Genomic DNA, 20,605 nt, shown 5'->3' on the forward strand with positions numbered 1-20,605 from the left:
GATTTCTCGGTTTTCGCACTATCCCTCAAGCTCAACGTGCTTTAGCCAATCAAATCCAAAAGGTTTTTTCTTTCTTTGTATGAAACCACCCTGCCCTAACCCCCCTTAAAAAGGGGGGGAAATCGTAGTTTAGTTTTTTTACAGCAGCGATCGCCTTTCAACCCTCATCATCTAACCTCAGAACTCGAAGGTTGCACTTCAGAGGTTAAAGAGTCGAGCTAGGAGTTTAGAATTTAAGTTACAAGAGATATAGATTACTGGCACAAGGGTTAGGCAATGAGTGAAACTCAGACCCAGTTACCGACAGATATATGGATTTGTGCTTCTTGGCAGGAGTATGAGCAGATAGTCGCTAACTTGCTCAACGAGAAGGCAAAGAGTTACTACTACAAAGGACACATGAGGCTGGAAATGCCACCAGTTAGTTTCGATCATGGTAAAGACCATGTTGTAATTATTTTTGCGGTAACTTTATTTGCGGCACTTCAAGGCATTCTAGCCACAGGTTTAGACACAACCACCTTTCGTAAAACCGGAGTTCAGGATTGTCAGCCCGATGTGGCGTATTACCTTAGAGAACGCGCCCAAACTATCCCAGCAGGTACAGGAATCGTCAACCTCGATCGCTATCCTGCACCGGATTTAGTGATTGAAATTGCGAAAACATCTCTGTTGGATGATTTGGGTACAAAGCGATCGCTCTACGAAGAGTTAGGTATTGCTGAATACTGGGTAGTAGATGTCCAAAATGCCCAAATCATCGCTTATGCGATCGCAGATCAAGGCAGTAAACGTATTCAAGAATCACAGGTATTGCCTGGATTGGTAATTGCAATTTTAGAAGAAGCCTTACGCCGAAGTCGTGAAATAAGTCAATCTGAAGTTTGCGCTTGGTTACTAAGCCAGTTTCAGCAAAAGGAGGGTTGAACTTTGGCAGTTTGGAGCATTATTAATTATTAGCAATGATTTCTGATGGAAATCATCTAACAATTAGTGAGGTTTGAGATGATTATTCCGATTTTAAATATGCGTCTATTCCGAGAAAAAGAATGGTTATTTAGCCTACTGGTAATATCTCTATTTTTATGGCTGATATTTTTAGGAAACTCCCCTTTGCGGGATTGGGATGAAGGTACTGTGGCACAGGTTGCCCGTGAAATTTGGCGTGCCCCATTTGGTTCAATGCATTGGCTTTACCCCACCTTGGGAGGAGAACCCTATCATAATAAGCCACCCCTGATGCACTTATTAATTGCTTGGACTTACTCGATCGCAGGCGTGAATGAGTGGACAACACGTCTACCGGGTGCAGTGTTAACTGCCTTGGGAGTGCCTTTGCTTTACTTGGTGGGATGTTTGCTTTTTAACCAAAATTTACCAGCTCTGTTTAGCGCTTTAGTTTACCTGACGATGTTGCCTGTGCTGCGTCACGGAAGGCTAGCAATGCTAGATGGTACAACTATTACCTTTTTCTTGCTGCTGTTATTTTGTTTGCTAAAAGCACGTCAGAATCGTCAGTATGCTCTAGGTGTGGGATTTTGTCTAGGGTTAATCACTCTCACGAAAGGGATGATAGTTTTACCGCTAGGAGCGATCGCTTGTTTATTCCTGATTGCAGATCGGCAGTTTGCTTTGTTAACAAGCCCTTATTTATTAGTGGGAATGTTTTTAGGAAATGCACCTGCGATCGCTTGGTTTGCTGCCCAATGGCAACATTATGGCGAAACTTTCTTCCAAGTGAACTTTCAAACACAAACTTTCGATCGCCTTACACAACCTGTTGAAGGTCATAGCGGGCCACCTTGGTACTATTTAATTGAGTTAATTAAGTATAGTTTTCCTTGGCTATTATTTTTACCAGGAGGTTTTTATCTAGCTTGGAAAAAACGTCATACTTCCTGGGGTAGTTTAATTATTATTGGCACAATTATTTACTTAGGAACTATCTCTTTAATGAGAACTAAGCTCCCGTGGTATGTTATGCCTGTATATCCATTTTTAGCTTTGGCAATTGGTGCTAAACTTAGCGAAATTTGGCAGTACGATCGTTTTAAGGTGCGAAGTTTGACAATATTTCTGGCTATTATTGCTGTTGCTGGTTTAGGAGGTTGTGTTTACTTTATTCTTGCCAAGAAAGAGCCTACTTTAATAGTCATGAGCATTGTTTTGGCAATAAGCATGAGCATCACAGTATGGCTAATTAGACAACGCGATCGCAACTTTATTCCAGTGTTATTTTCTGGAATGTACTTAGTTTTAGCACTGTTAATGAGTTCGCAATCATGGATTTGGGAATTAAAAGAAGCTTTTCCAGTTAAACCAGTAGCAGAATTAATTCGGGCAAATGTTTCAACAGGAACACAAATTTATACTTCTTTTGCTTATGGGCGTCCCAGTTTAAACTTTTACTGTGATTGCAAAGTAACTACTGCACCTGTGCCAACTTTACAACAAATGTTATCTAATAAATCTTATTTACTGTTAGACAATGGGGCTTTGCAGCAAATTAACTTAACTGGTAGTAAAATTATCGGATCGGCTAAAGGATTTACACTGATTTCACCATAGTGTTAAGTAAGCAGACGCAATTAAATATAAGATGTCATTGCGAGCGGAACGAAGTGAAGCGTGGCAATCTCAGTCTTTGCGATTGCTTCACTTCGTACCCTTCGGGTTCTCCAAAGGAGTACGCAATGACAAACTATAGGAATCCGGTTTGATTTCTGAAAAAAATTAAGTATTTGTAGGGTGCGTTATGACTTTAGTCTAACGCACCAAACCCTTGAAAATGGTGCGTTACGCTTCGCTATAACACACCCTACGTGTTGTTCAAAAATCAAATAGTAATCCTATATCTTATATTTATTTAGATCCACCTACTTAACAGCTTATCTTTGTTTACTACCGTCATGCTACTACGAGCCTTCATGCGTTACTTGAACAATTGATTGACTAGATTGGGCTAGATAGATACCCGCTAAAACTACGGCAAAAGTAGCCCAGTCAAACAAACCTACTTGTTCTGCAAAAATGAACCAAGCAAAAATGGAAGCTAGAACTGGTTCTACAAGAAGTGTGACGGCGACAACGCCTGAAGATATTCTACTGAGGCTATAAGCTAAAAGTCCCTGACCCAGCACTTGACAGAAAAGAGCTTGGAAAATGATGAAAAACCAACCCGTCCAGGAATAGGGGAATAGTCTATTTTCGAGGAATGGTAGCACTGGTAGTAGAAACATTGTTGTCACTCCACAGCGCCACAGCATGATAGTTGCAGTACTAAATCTGGTTCGGAGTCTTTCTATCAGCAGCATACACGTAGCCATGAAAACCGCAGTTAGCAATGCTAATGCATCACCTAGTATTTGATCGGTTGCAAATTGCACCTTATTGAGTTCAAATGCGATCGCTCCTCCCAAGGCTATGACCAGACCAATCACGAATCTGTTGTCGAAACGCCGACCAAATAACAGATACCCAGCCAAAGCAACAAATAATGAATTCAAATTAGATAGTAAAGCCACGTTGGCAACACTAGTTTGACTCAGCGACCAAGCCCACAATAGAAGATAGGTTCCAGCAGAGGTTCCCATTGCCAACAATAGCCACACTTCTTTACTTGTAAAAGGCTTCTGTTCTATAGATTGGTTATCGGACTGTTGGTAGCGGAAAGCCTCAAGTCCATTCCACAAACCAAAGACAACTGTCGCAATCCAACTGCGATGAAATACTACAGCATTTGCACCAATTTCTTGTTGACACAATTTGGTCAGAGATGGTGCTAAAGATATGGGAATTAGAGCAAACAATAATGAGACAGTTCCTAATAAAGCTGGTGTTTCGGAGAATTGTTGCTTTAGTAATGACAGTTTGATCGTCATACTTTTAACGAAAGTGTTAACTATATTTTTGACTGATTCCTGGAACGGGTAATTAACAGCAGCTTGGCTAGATACGGCTAAGTATAAACCCATTAAAACTACAGCGAAACCTACCCAATTCGAGAAAGTTAATTTTTCTGAAAAGATTACCAGAGCGAAAATGCCGCTAAATACTGGCTCTAAGAGATGCACCAAGGAGACAACCACAGAGGAAAACCTAGCAAGGCTATAGGTCAAAAGCCCATGACCTAAAACTTGGCAAATCAGCGCCAGGAAAATTACCCATAGCCACCCACTGACTGTAGAGGGGAAAAGCCGATCTTGAGTGAACAAAAGTATGGGGAAGATAGCTAGAGCCGCGATCGCACAGATCCACAACTGAATTGTCGCCGGAGAAAATTTGGTTCGTAGTTTTTCTACGATCAGCAGGTATGCACTCAAGAAAATCGCCGAAATAATTGCAGCCAGCCCTCCTTTAACTTCGCCTGTGGCAATTTGCAGCTCCTCAAATTCAATGGCGATCGCTCCCCCAAGGGCGATGACCATGCCAATCAGGAATTGCTTCTCAAAACCCTTACGAAATAGTAGCCACACCCCTAAACTAGTAAATATGGGAGCAAGATTATGTAAGACACTAGAGATCGCAACGCTAGTTTGAGTCAGCGACCAAGCCAAGAAGACTAAAGTAGCAGCCCAAAAAATACCAGCACCAAGCAATAGCCACAGATCCTGACTGGTGTAGGGTTGCTGTTGTACAGGTTTTTCTAAGGAAAGTTGCTGACGAATCGCCTTGTATCCATTCCAGAGCAAGAAGATCGCACTACCAAGCCAAAGGCGATTAAATACAGTGGCATTGGGACTAAGCTCAGTTTCACTCAATCTTACGAAAATAGAGCCAAAAGATATGGCACCAACACCTACAAATAATGAAGCAAGGGCTATCTTCGTTTGATTGGATAGATTCATTAGGAAATTTAAATTCAACTTCTTACCAAGAAAGAACCAAATACAAATATATGGATCAAACCTTCTAACCAACCCAGTGCTCTTGGGCAAATCCTACAGCTATTTTGGCTAGTAGTGTCACAAAAGCGCCCAATATTAAATATCCTTGACGAGGATGGCGAGATAGCAGCACACCAATTGCTATGTTCAAAGGTACAATACCGTAGGCGAGACGGCTCAAGGAAATAGTGCCTCCAGAGGCCAACAGTAAACCAATACCACAAAAGCCATAAATAACCGTAACTGGGGTCAGTTGCGTATGTAAGCGCCACAACACATAGCCACCACCTAAGACCATAAACAAGTTGAGGAAGTTATTGATCCACTGTTCGCTTGCCAAAATCAACAAAAATAAGACTAAACCATAAAACCCATAAAATAATTTTACAGAACTAAAACGTTGACGGAAATGCCATAAAAGATAGCCACTGGCAACAATCAGGCCAAATAACAAGAGATACCAGGGGTCTTGAATTGCACCAGAGGAGTTTTGAACCCAGCCAAATTGCCAATTTTTACTGCCAACGGCAATTTGCATGAACATATTTAACCAACCCTGCCAATCAAACCCTAGAGTTGGTCGCCATCCCCGCTGTGCTTCGATAAAAGCTAAAGGGTTGCCAAAATAAATCGCACAATACAAACTGAATAGAAGTGTGCCAATAGCGGTAGTCAAACCAGCTATATAGGCAATGGGTGGTCGGCGTTCTTTCCAGGCTGCGATCGCCAATGCTGGAATTAGTGCCATACCTGTAGGACGAGTTGCTGTTGCCATCGCTCCCCAAAGGGCAGTCCAGCCATACTGCTTTTGATCGAACGCCCGCAAAGTCGCCGTACTCAAAAACAAATACAGCCCTTCCGTGTAAATCACTCCCGTAAACATGGACGATGGATACAAAGAAAGCACAGCAGTTACCCAATGCGCTGTATTGATGCCATGATGTTCCTTGACCCAAAAGTACAAACAGTAAAGCGCTGCAAAAAATGCCAAGTTGTTGACTAAGGTGCCTGCCAATTCAAACGGTAAGCCCAACTTCATCAAAAACCAGATGCTTAAGGGAAATAGGGGAAAGAAGGCTAGATTATGTTGCTTGCCGTCATTCACAAATTCATAACCAGAAGTTGCGATCGCACGGTAATGTATACTATCCCAGGCATCAAAAACTCCCCAGCTAAAACGAGGCAAAAATTCCTCTGTTGCTAACGGTAGCTTTGGCGCAACCAGCAACATAGCTGTCCAAATAAATATTCGACTGCCAAGCCATATTGCTGCTGGAAACAGGAAATCATTTTTCCATAAGACTTTTTTTATAGCTATCTGAACTTTGACCATAGGGTTGAGTGCTTCAACAAACTCCTTTGTGCATCTTTTTACCTATGGCTGTAACACAGCAGTTTCTGAGTAATCTTTTGCATATTAAATCCTCCACCAACACAATTAACAAACTGGACAAATTACCAATCAATTGAAATTATTTCCTATTTGGTTACTTTTGCCAATTTTCTCGGAATTTATCTTTAAAATATAGTATTTATAAATACAATTTTTGTCTAGTTACAGCAGTTACCACTGGGGGAAAGATACTGAAAGAAAAAATTAATCACTCAGGAGCGCACAGCAAGCTGTGTGTCCCTACCCGTGTACCTCATTCAAATGAGAATCGCTGTTAGTACTTTTAAGTAGAACGGCTTGATTAAATTAAAGCTCGTAGTAAACGGCTTTAGTCGTTGAGAATCTTACATAGAGCGATAAATCCCTTACTACGAACAAAAGTTTTATCTTACATTTAGTTACGTCTACTTACTTATTAGCTAACAGTCTATCGAGTTGAAATTAACGGATTGGAACTGGTGCAGGGACACGGGCACGGGGAAACTTCTTTGCTTTCTTGGATCAGTGTATCGATTATTGTGATTGCTGTGATTAAAGAGTCCTAAGCAATTTATAGTGAGAGTTGTCTGTAAATCCTTAAGCAATTGTGAAAGCGATTACTCTCGTTGGTTCTACTGGTTCTATTGGTACTCAGACTTTAGATATTGTCACTCAGTACCCAGATCGGTTTCGGATTGTGGGATTGGCAGCTGGGAGCAATGTAGAGATGTTGGCTGCTCAAATTCGGCAGTTTCGGCCGGAAATAGCAGCCATTTGCTCAGAAGATAAATTACCAGCGCTCAAAGAAGCTATCATTGACCTCGATCCTCAACCGATTCTACTGGCAGGTGATGCCGGGGTGATAGAAGTTGCCCGTTACGGCGATTCCCAAACCGTTGTCACTGGTATTGTAGGTTGTGCTGGTTTGCTACCCACGATCGCAGCAATTGAAGCTGGTAAAGATATTGCCTTAGCAAACAAAGAAACTCTGATTGCTGGCGGCCCTGTGGTTCTACCCCTAGTCGAAAAACACGGTGTCAAATTACTCCCAGCCGATTCCGAACATTCCGCAATCTTTCAATGCCTCCAAGGTGTTCCCAAAGATGGCTTGCGGAAAATTTTGCTCACTGCATCTGGTGGGGCTTTCCGCGACTGGGATGTAGAAAAGTTAGCAGATGTAACCGTTGCTGACGCCCTGAAGCATCCTAATTGGTCAATGGGACGAAAAATCACAGTAGACTCTGCTACTTTGATGAATAAAGGACTGGAAGTAATTGAGGCTCACTTCCTGTTTGGGTTGGATTATGACAATATCGAAATTGTCATTCATCCCCAGAGCATTATTCACTCACTGATTGAACTGCAAGATACTTCAGTTTTAGCTCAACTCGGTTGGCCAGATATGCGCTTACCCTTGCTGTATGCCCTATCTTGGCCTGATCGCATCTACACCAACTGGGAACGACTAGATTTAGTCAAAGCTGGAAATTTAACCTTCCGCGAACCAGATCACCAGAAGTATCCTTGTATGCAGTTGGCTTATGCTGTGGGTAAAGCTGGTGGTTCGATGCCAGCTGTGTTAAATGCCGCCAATGAGCAAGCTGTAGCTTTATTTTTAGATGAAAAAATTCGGTTTTTAGATATTCCTCGGTGTATCGAATTGGTGTGCGATCGCCATCAAAATGATAACCGTACAAATCCCTCTTTAGATGACATTTTGGCAGCAGATAAATGGGCAAGACAAGAAGTTTTAACAGCTACTGAAAAGTTAGAAACTCAATCGCAGATAATTTCTCTGCGATAAAAACCTTTAATTACAGATACCCAAAAGTCAGATTTTCTGGCTCTTGACCAATTCTTGTTTAGCCTTCAGCATTAGGCTGAAGGCTAACAGTCAAATATCACACTTCCCCAATATCAAAAATGCGTAGCCTGTAAGGCTTGTCGTCAGACATCGCACTTCATCTCATCAACAATAAATGCGATCGCACTTTCCCAACATCACAAATGCGATCGCACATCTCTAAAACCAGACGCGATCGCACTCCTCAAAACCAAAATGCGATAACTTCTCTTCTCTGCGAGAGGCTACGCCAACGAGACGCTACGCGGACGTTAAGCTGCGCTAACACACTTCCCCAACTACAATAAATGCGTAGCCCCCACTTAACTTACGCAACTTGCAACGGTTTTTTAGGAAGCATTCTCGGTTCTGGTAGTGGTTTGTTTTCTTCTTTCAACATTTCCACAAAAGTCTCAATTACTTCCTGACCATTTTTTGCTGCTTCTTCATAAGTCCTACCATGCGTATGAAATTGTTGCCAGGGGAACTCAGGTAAGTGTACTAAAAAAAGTCTATCTTCCTCCGACCATTGAATTACCATGCTGTAGTGATAGTTCATTCTTCTGGCTCCTGTTTTGCTTCGTTTTCTGTGTTTTCCATTTCTTGCAGTTTTTTCAGCACCCGTTGGATGTTTTTTTCTAAATATAACGGAGCATCATCGCCGTCTTTACCTGGTATGGTCAGGGGTTCTTCGGGTAACAACGGATGCTTCCAATATGTATGACTTCCTTTACCTCTTCTTGGTTGAAGAATATAGCCAACTTTTGACACCATTGCTTTCAACTCTCTTACTTTTTTCGGCATTACTCCTCACCGCCAACTTCTCATTTATTTTCTCTGCTTAAAAGCCAAAAATCTCAGATTAATTGTTAGTATTTTAGATGTTATATCCTTGCATGAGTGGTTGTGGCGGTAAGCAAAACTCTGTTTTAGGCGATAACTTCTCTACGAGACGCTGCGCGAACGTTAAGCTGCGCTAACGCACTCTCTCCCGTAAACCCAACAAAAGCGATAACTTCGTTAAGCTGCGCTAACGCACTTTCCAAAAAACCAAAAGGCGATCGCCATCTACAAACCCAACAAATGCGATCGCACTTCCCCAATATCACAAAGGCGATCGCACTTCTCAAAAACCAAAAGGCGATCGCACTTCCCCAAAATCACAAAGGCGATCGCACTTCTCAAAAACCAAAACGCGATCGCACTAATCCATCAACCCAAGAAATGCGATCGCACTTCCCCAAAATCACAAAGGCGATCGCACTTCCCTAATATCACAAATGCGTAGCCGTAAGGCTTCTCGTTAGACATCGCACTTACCAAAATGTTTTGACGTGTGGATAGTTGAGAATTTTTTGATCGCAGGTCATAAGTTCTATATTGCGGCGGTAGGCGATCGCAACAATAATACGATCAGCTGGGTCTTTGTGGAAGTCGCCGGGTAATTGGGTGCTAGCGATTGCATCTAGTGGATCGAGTGGTTCTATGGTAATTCCAGGTCGAGTTTTTGCAAGCGCAAACCATTCATTGACGGGAAGGGGGAGTGGTAGTTTCCCGCTACTATGCTTGACTGCGATTTCCCAAACAGAAATGGCAGAAACGATGAGGGCATTTTGGTTTTCGCCTATGGTTAATAGGGTACGTCCACGCTCAGAAAGCTGTTCTGGGGTATGGAGCCACCAAAGCCAAATGTGGGTGTCTAGTAAAATCATTGATCCATTGCATCCCATAATTCAGGCATGGGTTCGTCAAAATCTGGAGGAATTGTTATGGGGATTTTGCGTAGAGGATGCTGAGGACTACGATCGCAGGTTAAATCAAGTTCGTCAGGGGTTCGGGATGGCTGTGATGATTCCACTGTCAGGCTTTGAGCCAAAAGTTGAAGGATGCGAATCCTTTCTGCTAAGTCGAGGCTGAGGAGTTGTTGCTCTAGTTCTTGATTGCTCATAACTTTGCGCCTAATGACTGTGTTACTTATTTTAGCGGAACTCTCCAATCCGTCTGATGACAGGTAGTGCGTAGCCGTAAGGCTTGTCATCAGACATCGCACTTTCCCACAAACCAACCAAAATGCGATCGCACTTCCCCAACATCACAAAGGCGATCGCACTTCTCAAAAACCAAAACGCGATCGCACTTCCCCGATACCACAAATGCGATCGCACTTCCCCGATACCACAAATGCGATCGCAATCTATCCCATCAACAATAAATGCGATCGCTCACCACTAACCCTTCACTTCTTCCTTATTATTCTTATTTTTAAAGACACAAAGTATTGCACCTTAACTCTTTACTTGGCAAACCTTCAAGCTTTCTTGTGTTTCTGGATGGTTAACCAAATAATCTTGCAGCCAATTGCAACCCCGTGCAAGTAAATCATCTAACCCACCAACTTGCCATGCATTTATACTACCGTCACTAAATACTGTGAATACACGCTTACCATCAGAGCTAAAAGCGGCGCGGCTGACTTTTTTATTATACTCTTTAAGATCGGCAAGCAAATTACCTTTAGTGTCCCATACCTTCGCCGTGTCGTCCGATGATTCAGTAAGTATGCGCTTTCCATCAGGACTAAAAACAGCACTTATGACTGTTTGCTGATGTCCTTTCAAGTCAGCGATTAAATTACCTGTCCTATCCCACATTTTGGCAGTACCATCATCTGAAGCAGTAACAATATGCTGTCCATCGGGGCTAAAAGCGGCACTGATGACAAATTTCTGGTGTCCTTTGAGGTTAGTTTGCAAATTGCCTTTTGTGTCCCATACCTTAGCGGTGTTGTCAAATGACGTAGTGACAATCCATTGCCCGTCAGGACTAAAGGCAATACTCCTCACTCTGTCACTATGACCTTGAAAGTTAGTGAGCAAATTACCTTTCACATCCCACACCTTAACGCTACCATCATCTGATGCGGTGACAATGCGTTGTCCATCAGGGCTAAAAACAGCATTTGTAACCTCTCCTTTGTGCCATAGGTTAGCAAGGAAATTGCCTTTGGTATCCCACACCTTGGGGGGTTCATACCCAGAAGTCGTAAGTATAAGCTGTCCATCAGGGCTAAATGTAATACTGCTGAGTTCGCCATTGTGCCCTTTCATCTCAGCTAACAAATTACCTTTCATATCCCAGACCTTTGCTGTACCGTCAAGTGTTCCAATGACGATACGTTCCCCATTAGGGCTAAATGCTGCGCGATGAAATCGATCTTTATGCCCTTTGAAATCACTGAGCAAATTACCTTTGACATCCCACACTTGTGCTGTAGTATCAAATGTTCCGATAAAGATACGTTGTTTATCGGGGCTAAAAGCGACATCGAAATCGAATAAATGTACCTGATTTCCTAATAGCTTGTCTTTTATTTGTTTTATCCGTTTTGCGTCTATGTCCCACACCTTGGCAGTACCGTCATCTGAAGCAGTGACGATGCGCTGTCCATCAGGGCTAAAAACAGCACTTGTGACTGCTTCCTGATGTCCTTTGAGTTCAGCAACCAAATTACCTTTCACATCCCACACTTTAGCGGTGTTGTCAAGTGAAGCAGTAACGATGCGCTGTCCATCAGGGCTAAAAACAACACTGTTGACTACACCTTGATGCCCTTTGAGTTCAGCAACCAAATTACCTTTCGTATCCCATAACTTTGGATTCCCAACAATTGTGCGGTACGGCCAATCTGCATTAGCACCATTAACTCGAACAATATTAGATGAAGTAGTAACGATAAGCTCTCCATCAGGACTAATGGTACTCCTAACGTAAGGATAATTTTCCTTGAGGTCAGCGAGCAAATTGCCTTTGGTGTCCCACACTTTAGCAGTTTTGTCATCTGAAGCAGTGACAATGCGTTGTCCATCAAGGCTAAAGACAGCACTTGTAACTTCGTTCTTATGTCCTTTGAGGTCAGCGAGTAAATTACCTTTCGCGTCCCACACTTTAGCAGTTTTGTCATCTGAAGCAGTGACAATGCGTTGTCCATCAGGGCTAAAAGTTGCACTGTGAAGCGTACCCTGATGCCCTTTAAATTGCGCCCGTTCTTGTATATTATCAATAATTGTTTGTAAGGCCAGGATAGGTCTAACGGCAGGATATTTTTCTAAAGATCGTCCGTCCGTCACTAATTCTTTCAACCTTTGTCCTGCATCCATTGCTACTAGTAAAGCATCTATTTCTTGATGTTGTTTTTCAAATTGCCCTAAAGCTATATTTGCCGTTCGTTCTAACCTTGTACCTTCCTGTGCTTCCTGCGCTTGTTTAATTCCATTACTTGCAAATATCCCAGCAATAATTGCTCCAATTACGGACACAGCTAAAATGCTTCCACCAATGCGAACCAGTCGCTTTGTTTTTCTCTCCACATCCGTGAAACGCTGCTTCGCTTTCCTCTCTTTCTCCAAAGCCTGATTTTGTCTCCCTTCCGCCTCCTCAACCTTCTGATTTAACTCTGCTTGCACACTCGCAGACAAAAACCGATAATCAGCATCGCTTAATCTCCTTCCATCAGCCCAAAGACGAGCCTTTTCTAATTCTTCCCCCCGCAACACATAGGACTCATCCTGATATCCACTCTCTTCCCAAGCCTTTAAATTATCAGCATAAAAACGTAATTTACCTAACTCATTCTCAACCCAATTTAAATCAAAAATATTCGCATAAATTTGGTTATAAACCCTCAACCTTCCCTGCTGCTCTACCACCAAACCAGTCAAACGTAACCTCATTTCTTCGAGACTACGATCGACATTAATCTCACCCTGCTGCAAAATTTGCTGATATAAACCCAACAAACCCACAGCAATCTGCTCCTTAGCAAGCATCCTATCCCGAATAGTTTTTAAATGCTCTTGCTCATCCTCCGCTTCCCAATTATCAATAATTCCACTCCTCACCACCCCTTCCACCCATTTTTCTCCCCTCCTCGCTAGCAGATTGGGGTTCTTCAAATCCCGAATTAACAAATTACAAACCTTCTGCGTCAATAAAGGCTGTCCCCCCGTCCAAGCCAAAACCTCTCGTATCAAACCTTGAGGATTCTCCACCTTCCCCTCTAACCCCTTTGCCAAAGGTGCAATTTCATCTAATTTAAAACCATAAAGTTGAATTGCTGTACCAATATTAAACGGCGTTCTTTCTTCATCTTTAATTAAATCTGAAGGTGTTGCTACCCCAACTAAAGCAAAAGTCAAACGTCTATATTCAGCTTTAAAAGAGCGTCTTTGATAGCAACTTCTAATCAAAGCAAAAAAATCATCCGCCGGAAACTCCAAGCGAAGGATACTATCGATTTCATCGAGAAAAATCACAATATTTTGGCTAATATTTGGCAGTAACAACTCATCAAAAAGTTTCGCCAAACGTCGCACCGGAGCAATTTCGATAGATTTGTCCCACCACACAACCAAATCTTCTGGTTCAATAAAATTAAGTTCAGTCAACAGGCTATCAACAATACTTGCATACCACTGCTCAAGGCTGATATCCTGACTACCCAATCCCGAAATATCAATCACAGCACAAGCAAAACCATCAGCTTGTAACTGTTTCATCGTCCGCACCAACAAACTCGTTTTTCCCATCTGCCGGGAGTTAAAAACATAACAAAGCTCCCGTGCCCTCAATCCGTAATAAAGGTCATAATCCGCTTGCCGTGTTACATAGCTGGGAGCATCTTCTCCTAAACTGCCACCAACTTTATACTCGTAGTCTCCAGTCATAATTTAATTTCCAATAGAGAACAATTACATGGATGCCTATCTTGAGTTTAATTTCGAGAATATTGAGTACGTATTGAGTTTTTATTGAGTTGCTATTGAGTTGTAATTGACTTTACCAAATAAACACTTATCCTGTAATGTAAATTGCATAGTTTTTTATCACCCAGCTATGCCACGCGGAATTAAAGTTCGTACAGAGTGCATTACCCTCCTCAAGCAAAGGATGAGACAAAAAGGCTTTGTCCGTCAAATTGATTTAGCCGAGAGAATCGATCGCAAACAATCAACAGCTTACAATTTCCTTAATGGAAAACCAGTTGACTACCTAAACTTTTTAGAATTTTGCAATGTATTAGATTTTGAAGTCCAGGAAATTGCCGATTTTGAAGTACTCGCAGATACATATACACAAAACCCCCAAAAAATAGAAAAAATAAATAATTCTCCATCATTTCCTCCTTCCTTACTCTCTACTTGCGAACTTGAATATCCAGAAGGGGAAGTAGCATTAGATTCTCCCTTTTATGTAGAACGTCCTCCCATCGAACAGCGTTGTTACGAAGAAATCAAAAAACCAGGTTTCCTAATTCGCATCAAAGCACCGCAGCAGATGGGTAAATCTTCACTCCTAGCGCGGATTCTGCATCAATCAGAAAATCAAGGAAATATAACAGTAGCTATCGATTTTCAGCTAGCAGAAGAGGAGTTTTTCTCCGACTTAAATAAATTTCTGCGCTGGTTTTGCGATACCGTCACCGAAGCAGTTGCGGGAAATAATCGAGAATTACTCGAAAAATTGCTGCAACAACTCGATGAGCATTGGAAATCGGGACAGCGATTTGGCTATATGAAAACTTGTAAAAATTACTTTGAGCGGTATTTATTTCCAGAAATCAACCAACCGTTAGTTTTAGGCTTAGAAACAGTCGATAGATTATTTGAATATCCCAAAATCTACAGGGATTTTTTTGGATTATTACGCGCTTTACACGAAGAAGCCAAGCGTCGAGATATCTGGAAAAAACTTCGATTGGTATTAGTATATTCCACCGAAGCTTATGTACCAGTAGATATCAACCAATCATCATTTAACGTTGGTTTAGCAGTGGAATTACTAGAATTTCGCCACGAGCAAGTAAAGGATTTAGCCCAACGGCATCAACTCAATTGGAGCGATACAGAGGTAGAAAAGTTGACAGGATTGGTGGGAGGGCATCCATTTTTAGTGCGTTTAGCTCTGTATCAAATTGCTCGGCAAGAAATCAATTTAGCGGAATTTTTGCAAACCGCAGCCACAGCAGAAGGCATTTATAGTAAACATCTGCAACGCCTAGAATCTATTTTGCAGCAACAACCAGAATTATGGGATGCAATGCAAGAGGTTGCTTCTAGTAATAGTCCAGTACATTTGCCCAATGTTATTAGATTTAAACTATATAGTCTAGGACTAGTAAAGTTACAAGGTGATGAAGTAACGCCAAGATGTGAGTTATACCGTCAATATTTTCGCAGTCATTAAAAAGACTATTTAACTAAATTAACTCAATTACAACGCCAGTTTGTACCCAAGTATCACTTGTAGATGATGGAATTGTCGAGTTCAACAGGCAATTCAATGTTACAAACAATCATCAAGTCCAACAAATTACTTCTAGCAGCTTTGGTTTTGGTATCAGCAGCAACATTCAATAGTCCCAAAGTTGATGCAAGAAATAGCCAGAATCTAAATCTAACCCAATTACCGACATCAAATGAAATCTGCGCTGCGTGCAGCACCGAAGGTATCGCAGCAACATCAGAATGGAAAGAATTTTCTCCAGATGAAGGTAAATTTTCTATTCTCATGCCCGGTGAAGAAATTTCAGACATGACACCAGATAATAGCGAGATGCATGAAGGTGTTGAGTCTACAAAAATGTATCTGAGTACTAATGAAACAAATGTGTTTATGGTTAGCTATGCTGACTTTAACAATGATGTGACTCAGATTCCTTCAAGTGAATTATTGGATTTCGCTGTACAAGGGATATTAGAAGATGGGAAAAAATTACTAAGTCAGGAAAATATTACTCTAGGTGCATATCCCGGCATAGAAATGAAGCTGTGGGATGAAAAAGAAGGGATTTTTATGACGGGTAGAGTTTTTATTGTTAATCAACGGTTGTATATACTCTTCGTTGGAAGCGATAAAAATCCTCAAGTCAGTGATGTCAGAAAGTTTTTTGACTCCTTCGAGTTGATACAGTAATTATCTTACTAGTTGCTGAATAGATTTTTTTAGCAACTATTAGGACTCCTGTCTGATTTCTGAACAAAATTTCAAATGCAACCCTAAGACAAAAGCTTTTTCAGTCTCAGGATGTTTTCAAAAATCAAATCGGAGTCCTAATATAACTCTTGTATCTTGTGATTATTGATACAAAAAATTCAAAAAAGTCTTTCCAGTAATTCTGCCAAATTGCCAAATAAGTTGCCTTTTACCCGAATAATTGGATCATTTTCAGCTAAGATGGCATTGGCATAGTTAGACAAAAATCTTAGCTTTAGTATCTATTCCAAATTAGGTCTAATAGCTTTAGCAATAGTAATTTTGACTTCAGATAAAAATTTACCCTTTCTAAATAAAGACCTTCTCAAACAAGGGCAATTATTAAGGAATTAATATATATGATTATTACGTTGATTATAGCTTGGATAGTCTTCATAATATTATGGAAATTGTTGAAAGCAACGGTGAGTACTGCATTAACTCTTGCGGCAATCCTTGTTTTATTAAATATTAGTTTTGGCATTACTCCACAAGATATTTGGCATTATGTAACGCAGTTTGCTCAAAATCTGTCGCAGATCCAAACTGGAAAGTAACAATCTATACTTCACTTTTACTAATGAAAGGTGAAGTATAAAACATGAAATAACAATCTTTCTTGGTCAATAATTATTTAATGCTGAAATCTTGGCTAAGGCATCTTTAAAACTCGGCGGCAACTGACGCATAATCTTGCCTCTTTCACGATCTAAAGCCACTAATGTCACCTTAGCCGTGACGTATAATTCTTGTCCATCAATTGAAACAATGGCATAATCCCAATTGATTCGCACACCTGTCACCTCAGCCATGCGGGTTTTTACCAGCACTGCCATACCCAATTGAATTGAACGGTGATAGCGCACCGACAGTTCTACAACTGGTAAATCGCAGCCTATAGCGACTAAATCAGCAAATTCAATCCCTATAGAGCGCAAACATTCAATCCGCGCTTCTTCCATCCAAGCTATATAGGAACCGTGCCAGACAAGACCGGCATAGTCTGTGTGGTGGGGTTGCACTCTGACAGGATATTCAAACCAATTCCCAAACTCGTGACTGGATGGATTGTCAAGGGCGCTGGTTGGTGGCAATTTTGGTTGGCTAGGTTCTTCTTCTGACATCTTCAAATTTCTCACTACCTATAAATTTTCCAAATTATTGAATAGCATAAAAATTAATTGCGTTGCCGGACTTATTGATTTAATATTTACCTTCCGAGTATAGGGAGTGTCTTGTTATGCAGCCTAATCTCCGGCATGTGAGTGTTGTTACTTTATCTCTACTTAGCTTACTAGGTTTTGGGATGGTATACCCAGACAATAACCAGGTAAACACAAATGCAAGGTTGAGGTACGAATCTGGAGAAAAAGCTCAAGCTTTACCCAAGAATAATCAACTCTCAGAAATTGCAAGGCTTAACGAAGAAGCTATCAAAGAATCTCGGCAAGGTCAATCGAAAGAAGCGTTGCAGAGATTACAGAAAGCATTAGCCATCAGCAGGGACTTTGGAGAGCGCTCTTGGGAAGCGGTAACATTCAACAATATTGGCAGAATCTACCAAAGTCAAAAAAAGTATTCTGAAGCACTTCAATCCTATCAGCAAGCTTTATTGATTAACAAAGAACTTGGGGATCTGGTTCGACTTGGCAAAACCTACAGTAACATAGGTTACTTATTCGATATCCAAAACCAGCCAGAGTTAGCAATTTTTTTCTACAAGCATTGTTTGATTAATCGTGAGAAAGCTCGCTTGAATCCATCAGCACTGAGTGCGCCGCAACCAGAAGCTTACAGCATAACTGTTAGCCAGACATATCGCATTTTGGGTGAACGATTGCTGAAACAGGAACGTGTTGCTGAAGCACAAAGGACAATGGATTTACTCAAAGTTGAAGAACTAGAGGAATATCTCCAGACTGTGCCAGGTAATCAACGTACTGTCAAAGGTATTAATATAGCGGCAACAGAAAAACCAATTAAACAAAAGTTGGATCAAAGTGTAGATAATGCTGTTGTGCTGGGTAAAGAACTGACAACACTACGGAAAATTTCCCCTAAAGAGCGATCGCTCGAACAGAAACAACGCATCGAGCAATTAGTCCTAGAGCAACAGCAACACCTGGATAAATTTAACGAATTTATCAATAGTCCCTCAGTGAAAACACAGGTAGAGCAAATTAGCCGTACAGCTAGGCGGCAAAATTTGGATTTGGAGAGTCTCAACGAACTTCGGGATAATTTAGCCCGATTACCTCAAAAATCGGCACTACTCTACCCACTAATTTTAAAAGATAGCTTGGAATTGGTATTGGTAACTCCTGAATCTCCACCAATCCATCGCACCGTTGCTGTAAAGCGCGAAAACCTCTATCAAACAATTGATGCTTTCCGCCAAGCTTTAATCAATCCCAGTCGAAATATCAAAGCACCTGCACGCCAATTATATGACTGGCTCATTAAACCGATAGAGAAAGACTTGAAGCTATCAGGTACGCAAACTCTGATTTACGCTCCAGACGATCGCTTACGCTATATTCCTTTAACTGCTTTATATGATGTTAAACAATGGCTAGTGCAGCGCTTCAATGTGAATCACATTACATCTGCTAGTCTGACTAACTTAAACACCCCAAAACAATCGACTTTGCGGGTTTTAGCGGGTGCTTTTACTAAAGGTAATTATCAAATCAAAATTGGTAATCGACAGGTTGCTTTTGCTGGCTTACCCTTTGCAACGCGGGAAGTGGAAAATCTAGCAGCTGCGGTTCCTGAAACTACGAAGCTTTTAGACGATGCCTTTACTCCTAAAGTCGCTGTACCCCAAATGGATGATTATACAATTGTCCATTTAGCGACTCATGCAGCCTTTGTGGTGGGTAAACCAGAAGATTCGTTTATTTTATTCGGGAATGGCGATCGCGTTAATTTTAGAAATGTCGCCACTTGGTCACTCCCAAATGTCGATTTGGTAGTGTTGAGCGCCTGTGAAACCGGCTTGGGAGGCAAGTTAGGTAACGGTGAGGAAATTTTGGGCTTTGGCTATCAGATGCAACAAACTGGCGCTAGAGCCGCGATCGCCTCTTTGTGGTCTGTAGATGATGGTGGTACGCAAGCACTTATGAGTGCTTTTTATGGTATTCTCTCTACTGAAAAGCTGAGTAAAACTGAAGCTTTACGTCAAGCTCAAGTCTCATTAATTACTGGAAAGTGGAAGGAAATAAGTCATAATGCACCCGTAGCAGCAGTTAATGACTTTAGTCATCCGTACTATTGGGCACCCTTTATTTTAATTGGCAATGGACTTTAGATATTCGCGCAGTGTCTCGTAAAGAAGTTATCGCGTTTTGATGAAATTATGGCAAAAGAGGAGCGCTCAACTAACTAACCTCTGACTTTGCTGTGTTTTAACACCTTCTAGCTAGAGGCTGAAAATCAAGATTGTGAGAGGGTTTGGCAGATACAAAAAAATATGCGATGGGCTAGCCATAGCCAATCACTTCATGATAATGGAGAAGATAGGTAAGAGCGATCGCTAACTAAGCCACTATTACTGATTAACAGTTATCGGTAATCAATTTCTAATTTGCTATCGATCTCTGAAACCTTAATACTTCTTAGCAAGAGTTTTAGAGCCTGTATCGCTTTGCATAGATTGCTTGACAAGATCGGCCAGTTCATCTAGTTGGCTAATTGCCTCCGCACCCTCTAGCTTCATTAATTCGCGGTCATCCCGCATTTCCGTCCAAGTAATGCCGTAATCGGACACTAAAAATCGAATCAAATGGTTATCACCCAAGCTAACCATAAACGATGCACTATTCATTTGGTCGCCACAAGTATAGCAGGATGCAGGATACCCACGCCGCTCTAATACAATTGCCAAGGCTTGCAGGTTCATTACTAAGTCTTGGACGAATTGTCGATGTTGATGTGCTAGTCTCAGAAACACTTTTGTCCTCCAGACACCACAGTAATTTGAGTTTCTTTTATATTTTCTTTAGATTTTCTCACCCATTGGTATTGTAAGCTATTCATTACAATTACCAGACAGATGAGATTGAGTCGTTAATTGGCTACCTTGTTTAGGGTAGTGGATCGGGGTTTTGAGAGCCGTATCAAACTATTCAGTTTGCAAATTCAAAATTTCGGACAGAATTGCTAAATTTAACTATATCTTTATACACTTCTGTCAGAGTAGATTCTTAGAGTAAACGATCCGCTTTAAGAGTAACTTAAATTTAGCACTAGTCAACTACAGAAAAGCTACATATTTGGTTTATATTGGCTATGTGCAGTCAAATACACTGTTATTAAAGGCCGTAATGTAGTTTTTCATCGTTATAGTGTCTCTTGCTTAAATTTTTAATCTGTTCTCTTTCTAACGTAGATTTTGGTATAGACAAATGATTAGTTATACCAAGTTCGTTCCTCCTATATTATGTAAAGTTAAGAAGATGACAGTGCAAATTA

General features: G+C 41.2%; 19 protein-coding genes. 10 read left to right on the forward strand and 9 right to left on the reverse strand.

Annotated features, from left to right (window positions below):
- The first annotated feature begins 276 nt into the window (after nt 1-276).
- Nucleotides 277-927, forward strand: coding sequence for a Uma2 family endonuclease (locus tag V7K61_RS04000; RefSeq protein WP_335051134.1), 651 nt, complete (start codon nt 277-279; stop codon nt 925-927).
- Nucleotides 928-1,026: 99 nt separating this feature from the next.
- Nucleotides 1,027-2,568 carry an ArnT family glycosyltransferase gene (locus V7K61_RS04005; protein ID WP_335051219.1) on the forward strand — a complete coding sequence of 514 codons (1,542 nt, stop codon included), beginning with the start codon at nt 1,027-1,029 and terminating at the stop codon, nt 2,566-2,568.
- Between the two features lie 347 nt (nt 2,569-2,915).
- Here the strand turns inward: V7K61_RS04005 and V7K61_RS04010 are convergent, their stop codons facing one another.
- Both V7K61_RS04010 and V7K61_RS04015 read right to left on the reverse strand, forming a co-directional pair.
- Nucleotides 2,916-4,847: a DMT family transporter gene (locus V7K61_RS04010; RefSeq protein ID WP_335051136.1), complete on the reverse strand. Its 1,932-nt coding sequence runs from the start codon at nt 4,845-4,847 to the stop codon at nt 2,916-2,918.
- 64 nt (nt 4,848-4,911) lie between these two features.
- Nucleotides 4,912-6,219: a mannosyltransferase family protein gene (locus V7K61_RS04015; protein ID WP_335051138.1), complete on the reverse strand. Its 1,308-nt coding sequence runs from the start codon at nt 6,217-6,219 to the stop codon at nt 4,912-4,914.
- Between the two features lie 646 nt (nt 6,220-6,865).
- On the opposite strand from V7K61_RS04015, the gene V7K61_RS04020 reads away from it, so the two are divergent.
- Both V7K61_RS04020 and V7K61_RS04025 read left to right on the forward strand, forming a co-directional pair.
- Nucleotides 6,866-8,062: a 1-deoxy-D-xylulose-5-phosphate reductoisomerase gene (locus V7K61_RS04020; RefSeq protein WP_335051140.1), complete on the forward strand. Its 1,197-nt coding sequence runs from the start codon at nt 6,866-6,868 to the stop codon at nt 8,060-8,062.
- Nucleotides 8,063-8,199: 137 nt separating this feature from the next.
- A complete protein-coding gene (locus tag V7K61_RS04025) occupies nt 8,200-8,409 on the forward strand; it encodes a hypothetical protein (protein WP_335051143.1) in 210 nt (69 codons plus the stop codon).
- Nucleotides 8,410-8,429: 20 nt separating this feature from the next.
- Here V7K61_RS04025 and V7K61_RS04030 read toward each other — a convergent pair whose 3' ends face one another.
- Nucleotides 8,430-8,660, reverse strand: a complete 231-nt coding sequence (locus V7K61_RS04030) for a type II toxin-antitoxin system HicB family antitoxin (protein ID WP_096575287.1) — start codon at nt 8,658-8,660, stop codon at nt 8,430-8,432.
- Nucleotides 8,657-8,905 (reverse strand): type II toxin-antitoxin system HicA family toxin, encoded by a 249-nt coding sequence (locus V7K61_RS04035; RefSeq protein ID WP_335051145.1) that lies wholly within the window; start codon nt 8,903-8,905, stop codon nt 8,657-8,659. The genes V7K61_RS04030 and V7K61_RS04035 overlap by 4 nt, the downstream gene beginning before the upstream one ends.
- A gap of 279 nt (nt 8,906-9,184) precedes the next feature.
- Between V7K61_RS04035 and V7K61_RS04040 the strand changes: the two genes are divergently transcribed.
- A complete protein-coding gene (locus tag V7K61_RS04040) occupies nt 9,185-9,373 on the forward strand; it encodes a hypothetical protein (protein ID WP_335051147.1) in 189 nt (62 codons plus the stop codon).
- 44 nt (nt 9,374-9,417) lie between these two features.
- On the opposite strand, the gene V7K61_RS04045 is transcribed toward V7K61_RS04040, so the two are convergent.
- Both V7K61_RS04045 and V7K61_RS04050 read right to left on the reverse strand, forming a co-directional pair.
- Nucleotides 9,418-9,813, reverse strand: a complete 396-nt coding sequence (locus V7K61_RS04045; protein ID WP_335051149.1) for a type II toxin-antitoxin system VapC family toxin — start codon at nt 9,811-9,813, stop codon at nt 9,418-9,420.
- On the reverse strand, nt 9,810-10,049 hold the full coding sequence (locus V7K61_RS04050) for a hypothetical protein (protein ID WP_335051151.1): 240 nt from the start codon (nt 10,047-10,049) through the stop codon (nt 9,810-9,812). Before V7K61_RS04050 ends, V7K61_RS04045 begins: the two co-directional genes overlap by 4 nt.
- Nucleotides 10,050-10,132: 83 nt before the next feature.
- Between V7K61_RS04050 and V7K61_RS04055 the strand changes: the two genes are divergently transcribed.
- Entirely contained in the window at nt 10,133-10,333 is a 201-nt protein-coding gene (locus tag V7K61_RS04055) for a hypothetical protein (protein WP_335051153.1), read from the forward strand.
- 53 nt (nt 10,334-10,386) lie between these two features.
- On the opposite strand, the gene V7K61_RS04060 is transcribed toward V7K61_RS04055, so the two are convergent.
- Nucleotides 10,387-13,824, reverse strand: coding sequence for an AAA-like domain-containing protein (locus tag V7K61_RS04060; RefSeq protein WP_335051155.1), 3,438 nt, complete (start codon nt 13,822-13,824; stop codon nt 10,387-10,389).
- Between the two features lie 169 nt (nt 13,825-13,993).
- Between V7K61_RS04060 and V7K61_RS04065 the strand changes: the two genes are divergently transcribed.
- The 3 genes from V7K61_RS04065 to V7K61_RS04075 all read left to right on the forward strand — a co-directional run bounded on the left by V7K61_RS04065 (nt 13,994) and on the right by V7K61_RS04075 (nt 16,689).
- Nucleotides 13,994-15,343 carry an AAA-like domain-containing protein gene (locus tag V7K61_RS04065; RefSeq protein ID WP_335051157.1) on the forward strand — a complete coding sequence of 450 codons (1,350 nt, stop codon included), beginning with the start codon at nt 13,994-13,996 and terminating at the stop codon, nt 15,341-15,343.
- Nucleotides 15,344-15,439: 96 nt separating this feature from the next.
- Nucleotides 15,440-16,072, forward strand: coding sequence for a hypothetical protein (locus tag V7K61_RS04070; RefSeq protein ID WP_335051159.1), 633 nt, complete (start codon nt 15,440-15,442; stop codon nt 16,070-16,072).
- A gap of 419 nt (nt 16,073-16,491) precedes the next feature.
- Nucleotides 16,492-16,689 (forward strand): hypothetical protein, encoded by a 198-nt coding sequence (locus tag V7K61_RS04075; RefSeq protein ID WP_118162507.1) that lies wholly within the window; start codon nt 16,492-16,494, stop codon nt 16,687-16,689.
- Between the two features lie 66 nt (nt 16,690-16,755).
- On the opposite strand, the gene V7K61_RS04080 is transcribed toward V7K61_RS04075, so the two are convergent.
- On the reverse strand, nt 16,756-17,256 hold the full coding sequence (locus V7K61_RS04080; RefSeq protein WP_335051161.1) for an acyl-CoA thioesterase: 501 nt from the start codon (nt 17,254-17,256) through the stop codon (nt 16,756-16,758).
- Nucleotides 17,257-17,372: 116 nt separating this feature from the next.
- On the opposite strand from V7K61_RS04080, the gene V7K61_RS04085 reads away from it, so the two are divergent.
- Entirely contained in the window at nt 17,373-19,442 is a 2,070-nt protein-coding gene (locus V7K61_RS04085; protein ID WP_335051163.1) for a CHAT domain-containing protein, read from the forward strand.
- 297 nt (nt 19,443-19,739) lie between these two features.
- On the opposite strand, the gene V7K61_RS04090 is transcribed toward V7K61_RS04085, so the two are convergent.
- Nucleotides 19,740-20,084 (reverse strand): DUF1815 family protein, encoded by a 345-nt coding sequence (locus tag V7K61_RS04090; RefSeq protein ID WP_094350113.1) that lies wholly within the window; start codon nt 20,082-20,084, stop codon nt 19,740-19,742.
- Nucleotides 20,085-20,605 lie beyond the last annotated feature (521 nt).

This window comes from Nostoc sp. (genome assembly GCF_036918015.1).
Lineage (GTDB): Bacteria > Cyanobacteriota > Cyanobacteriia > Cyanobacteriales > Nostocaceae > Nostoc.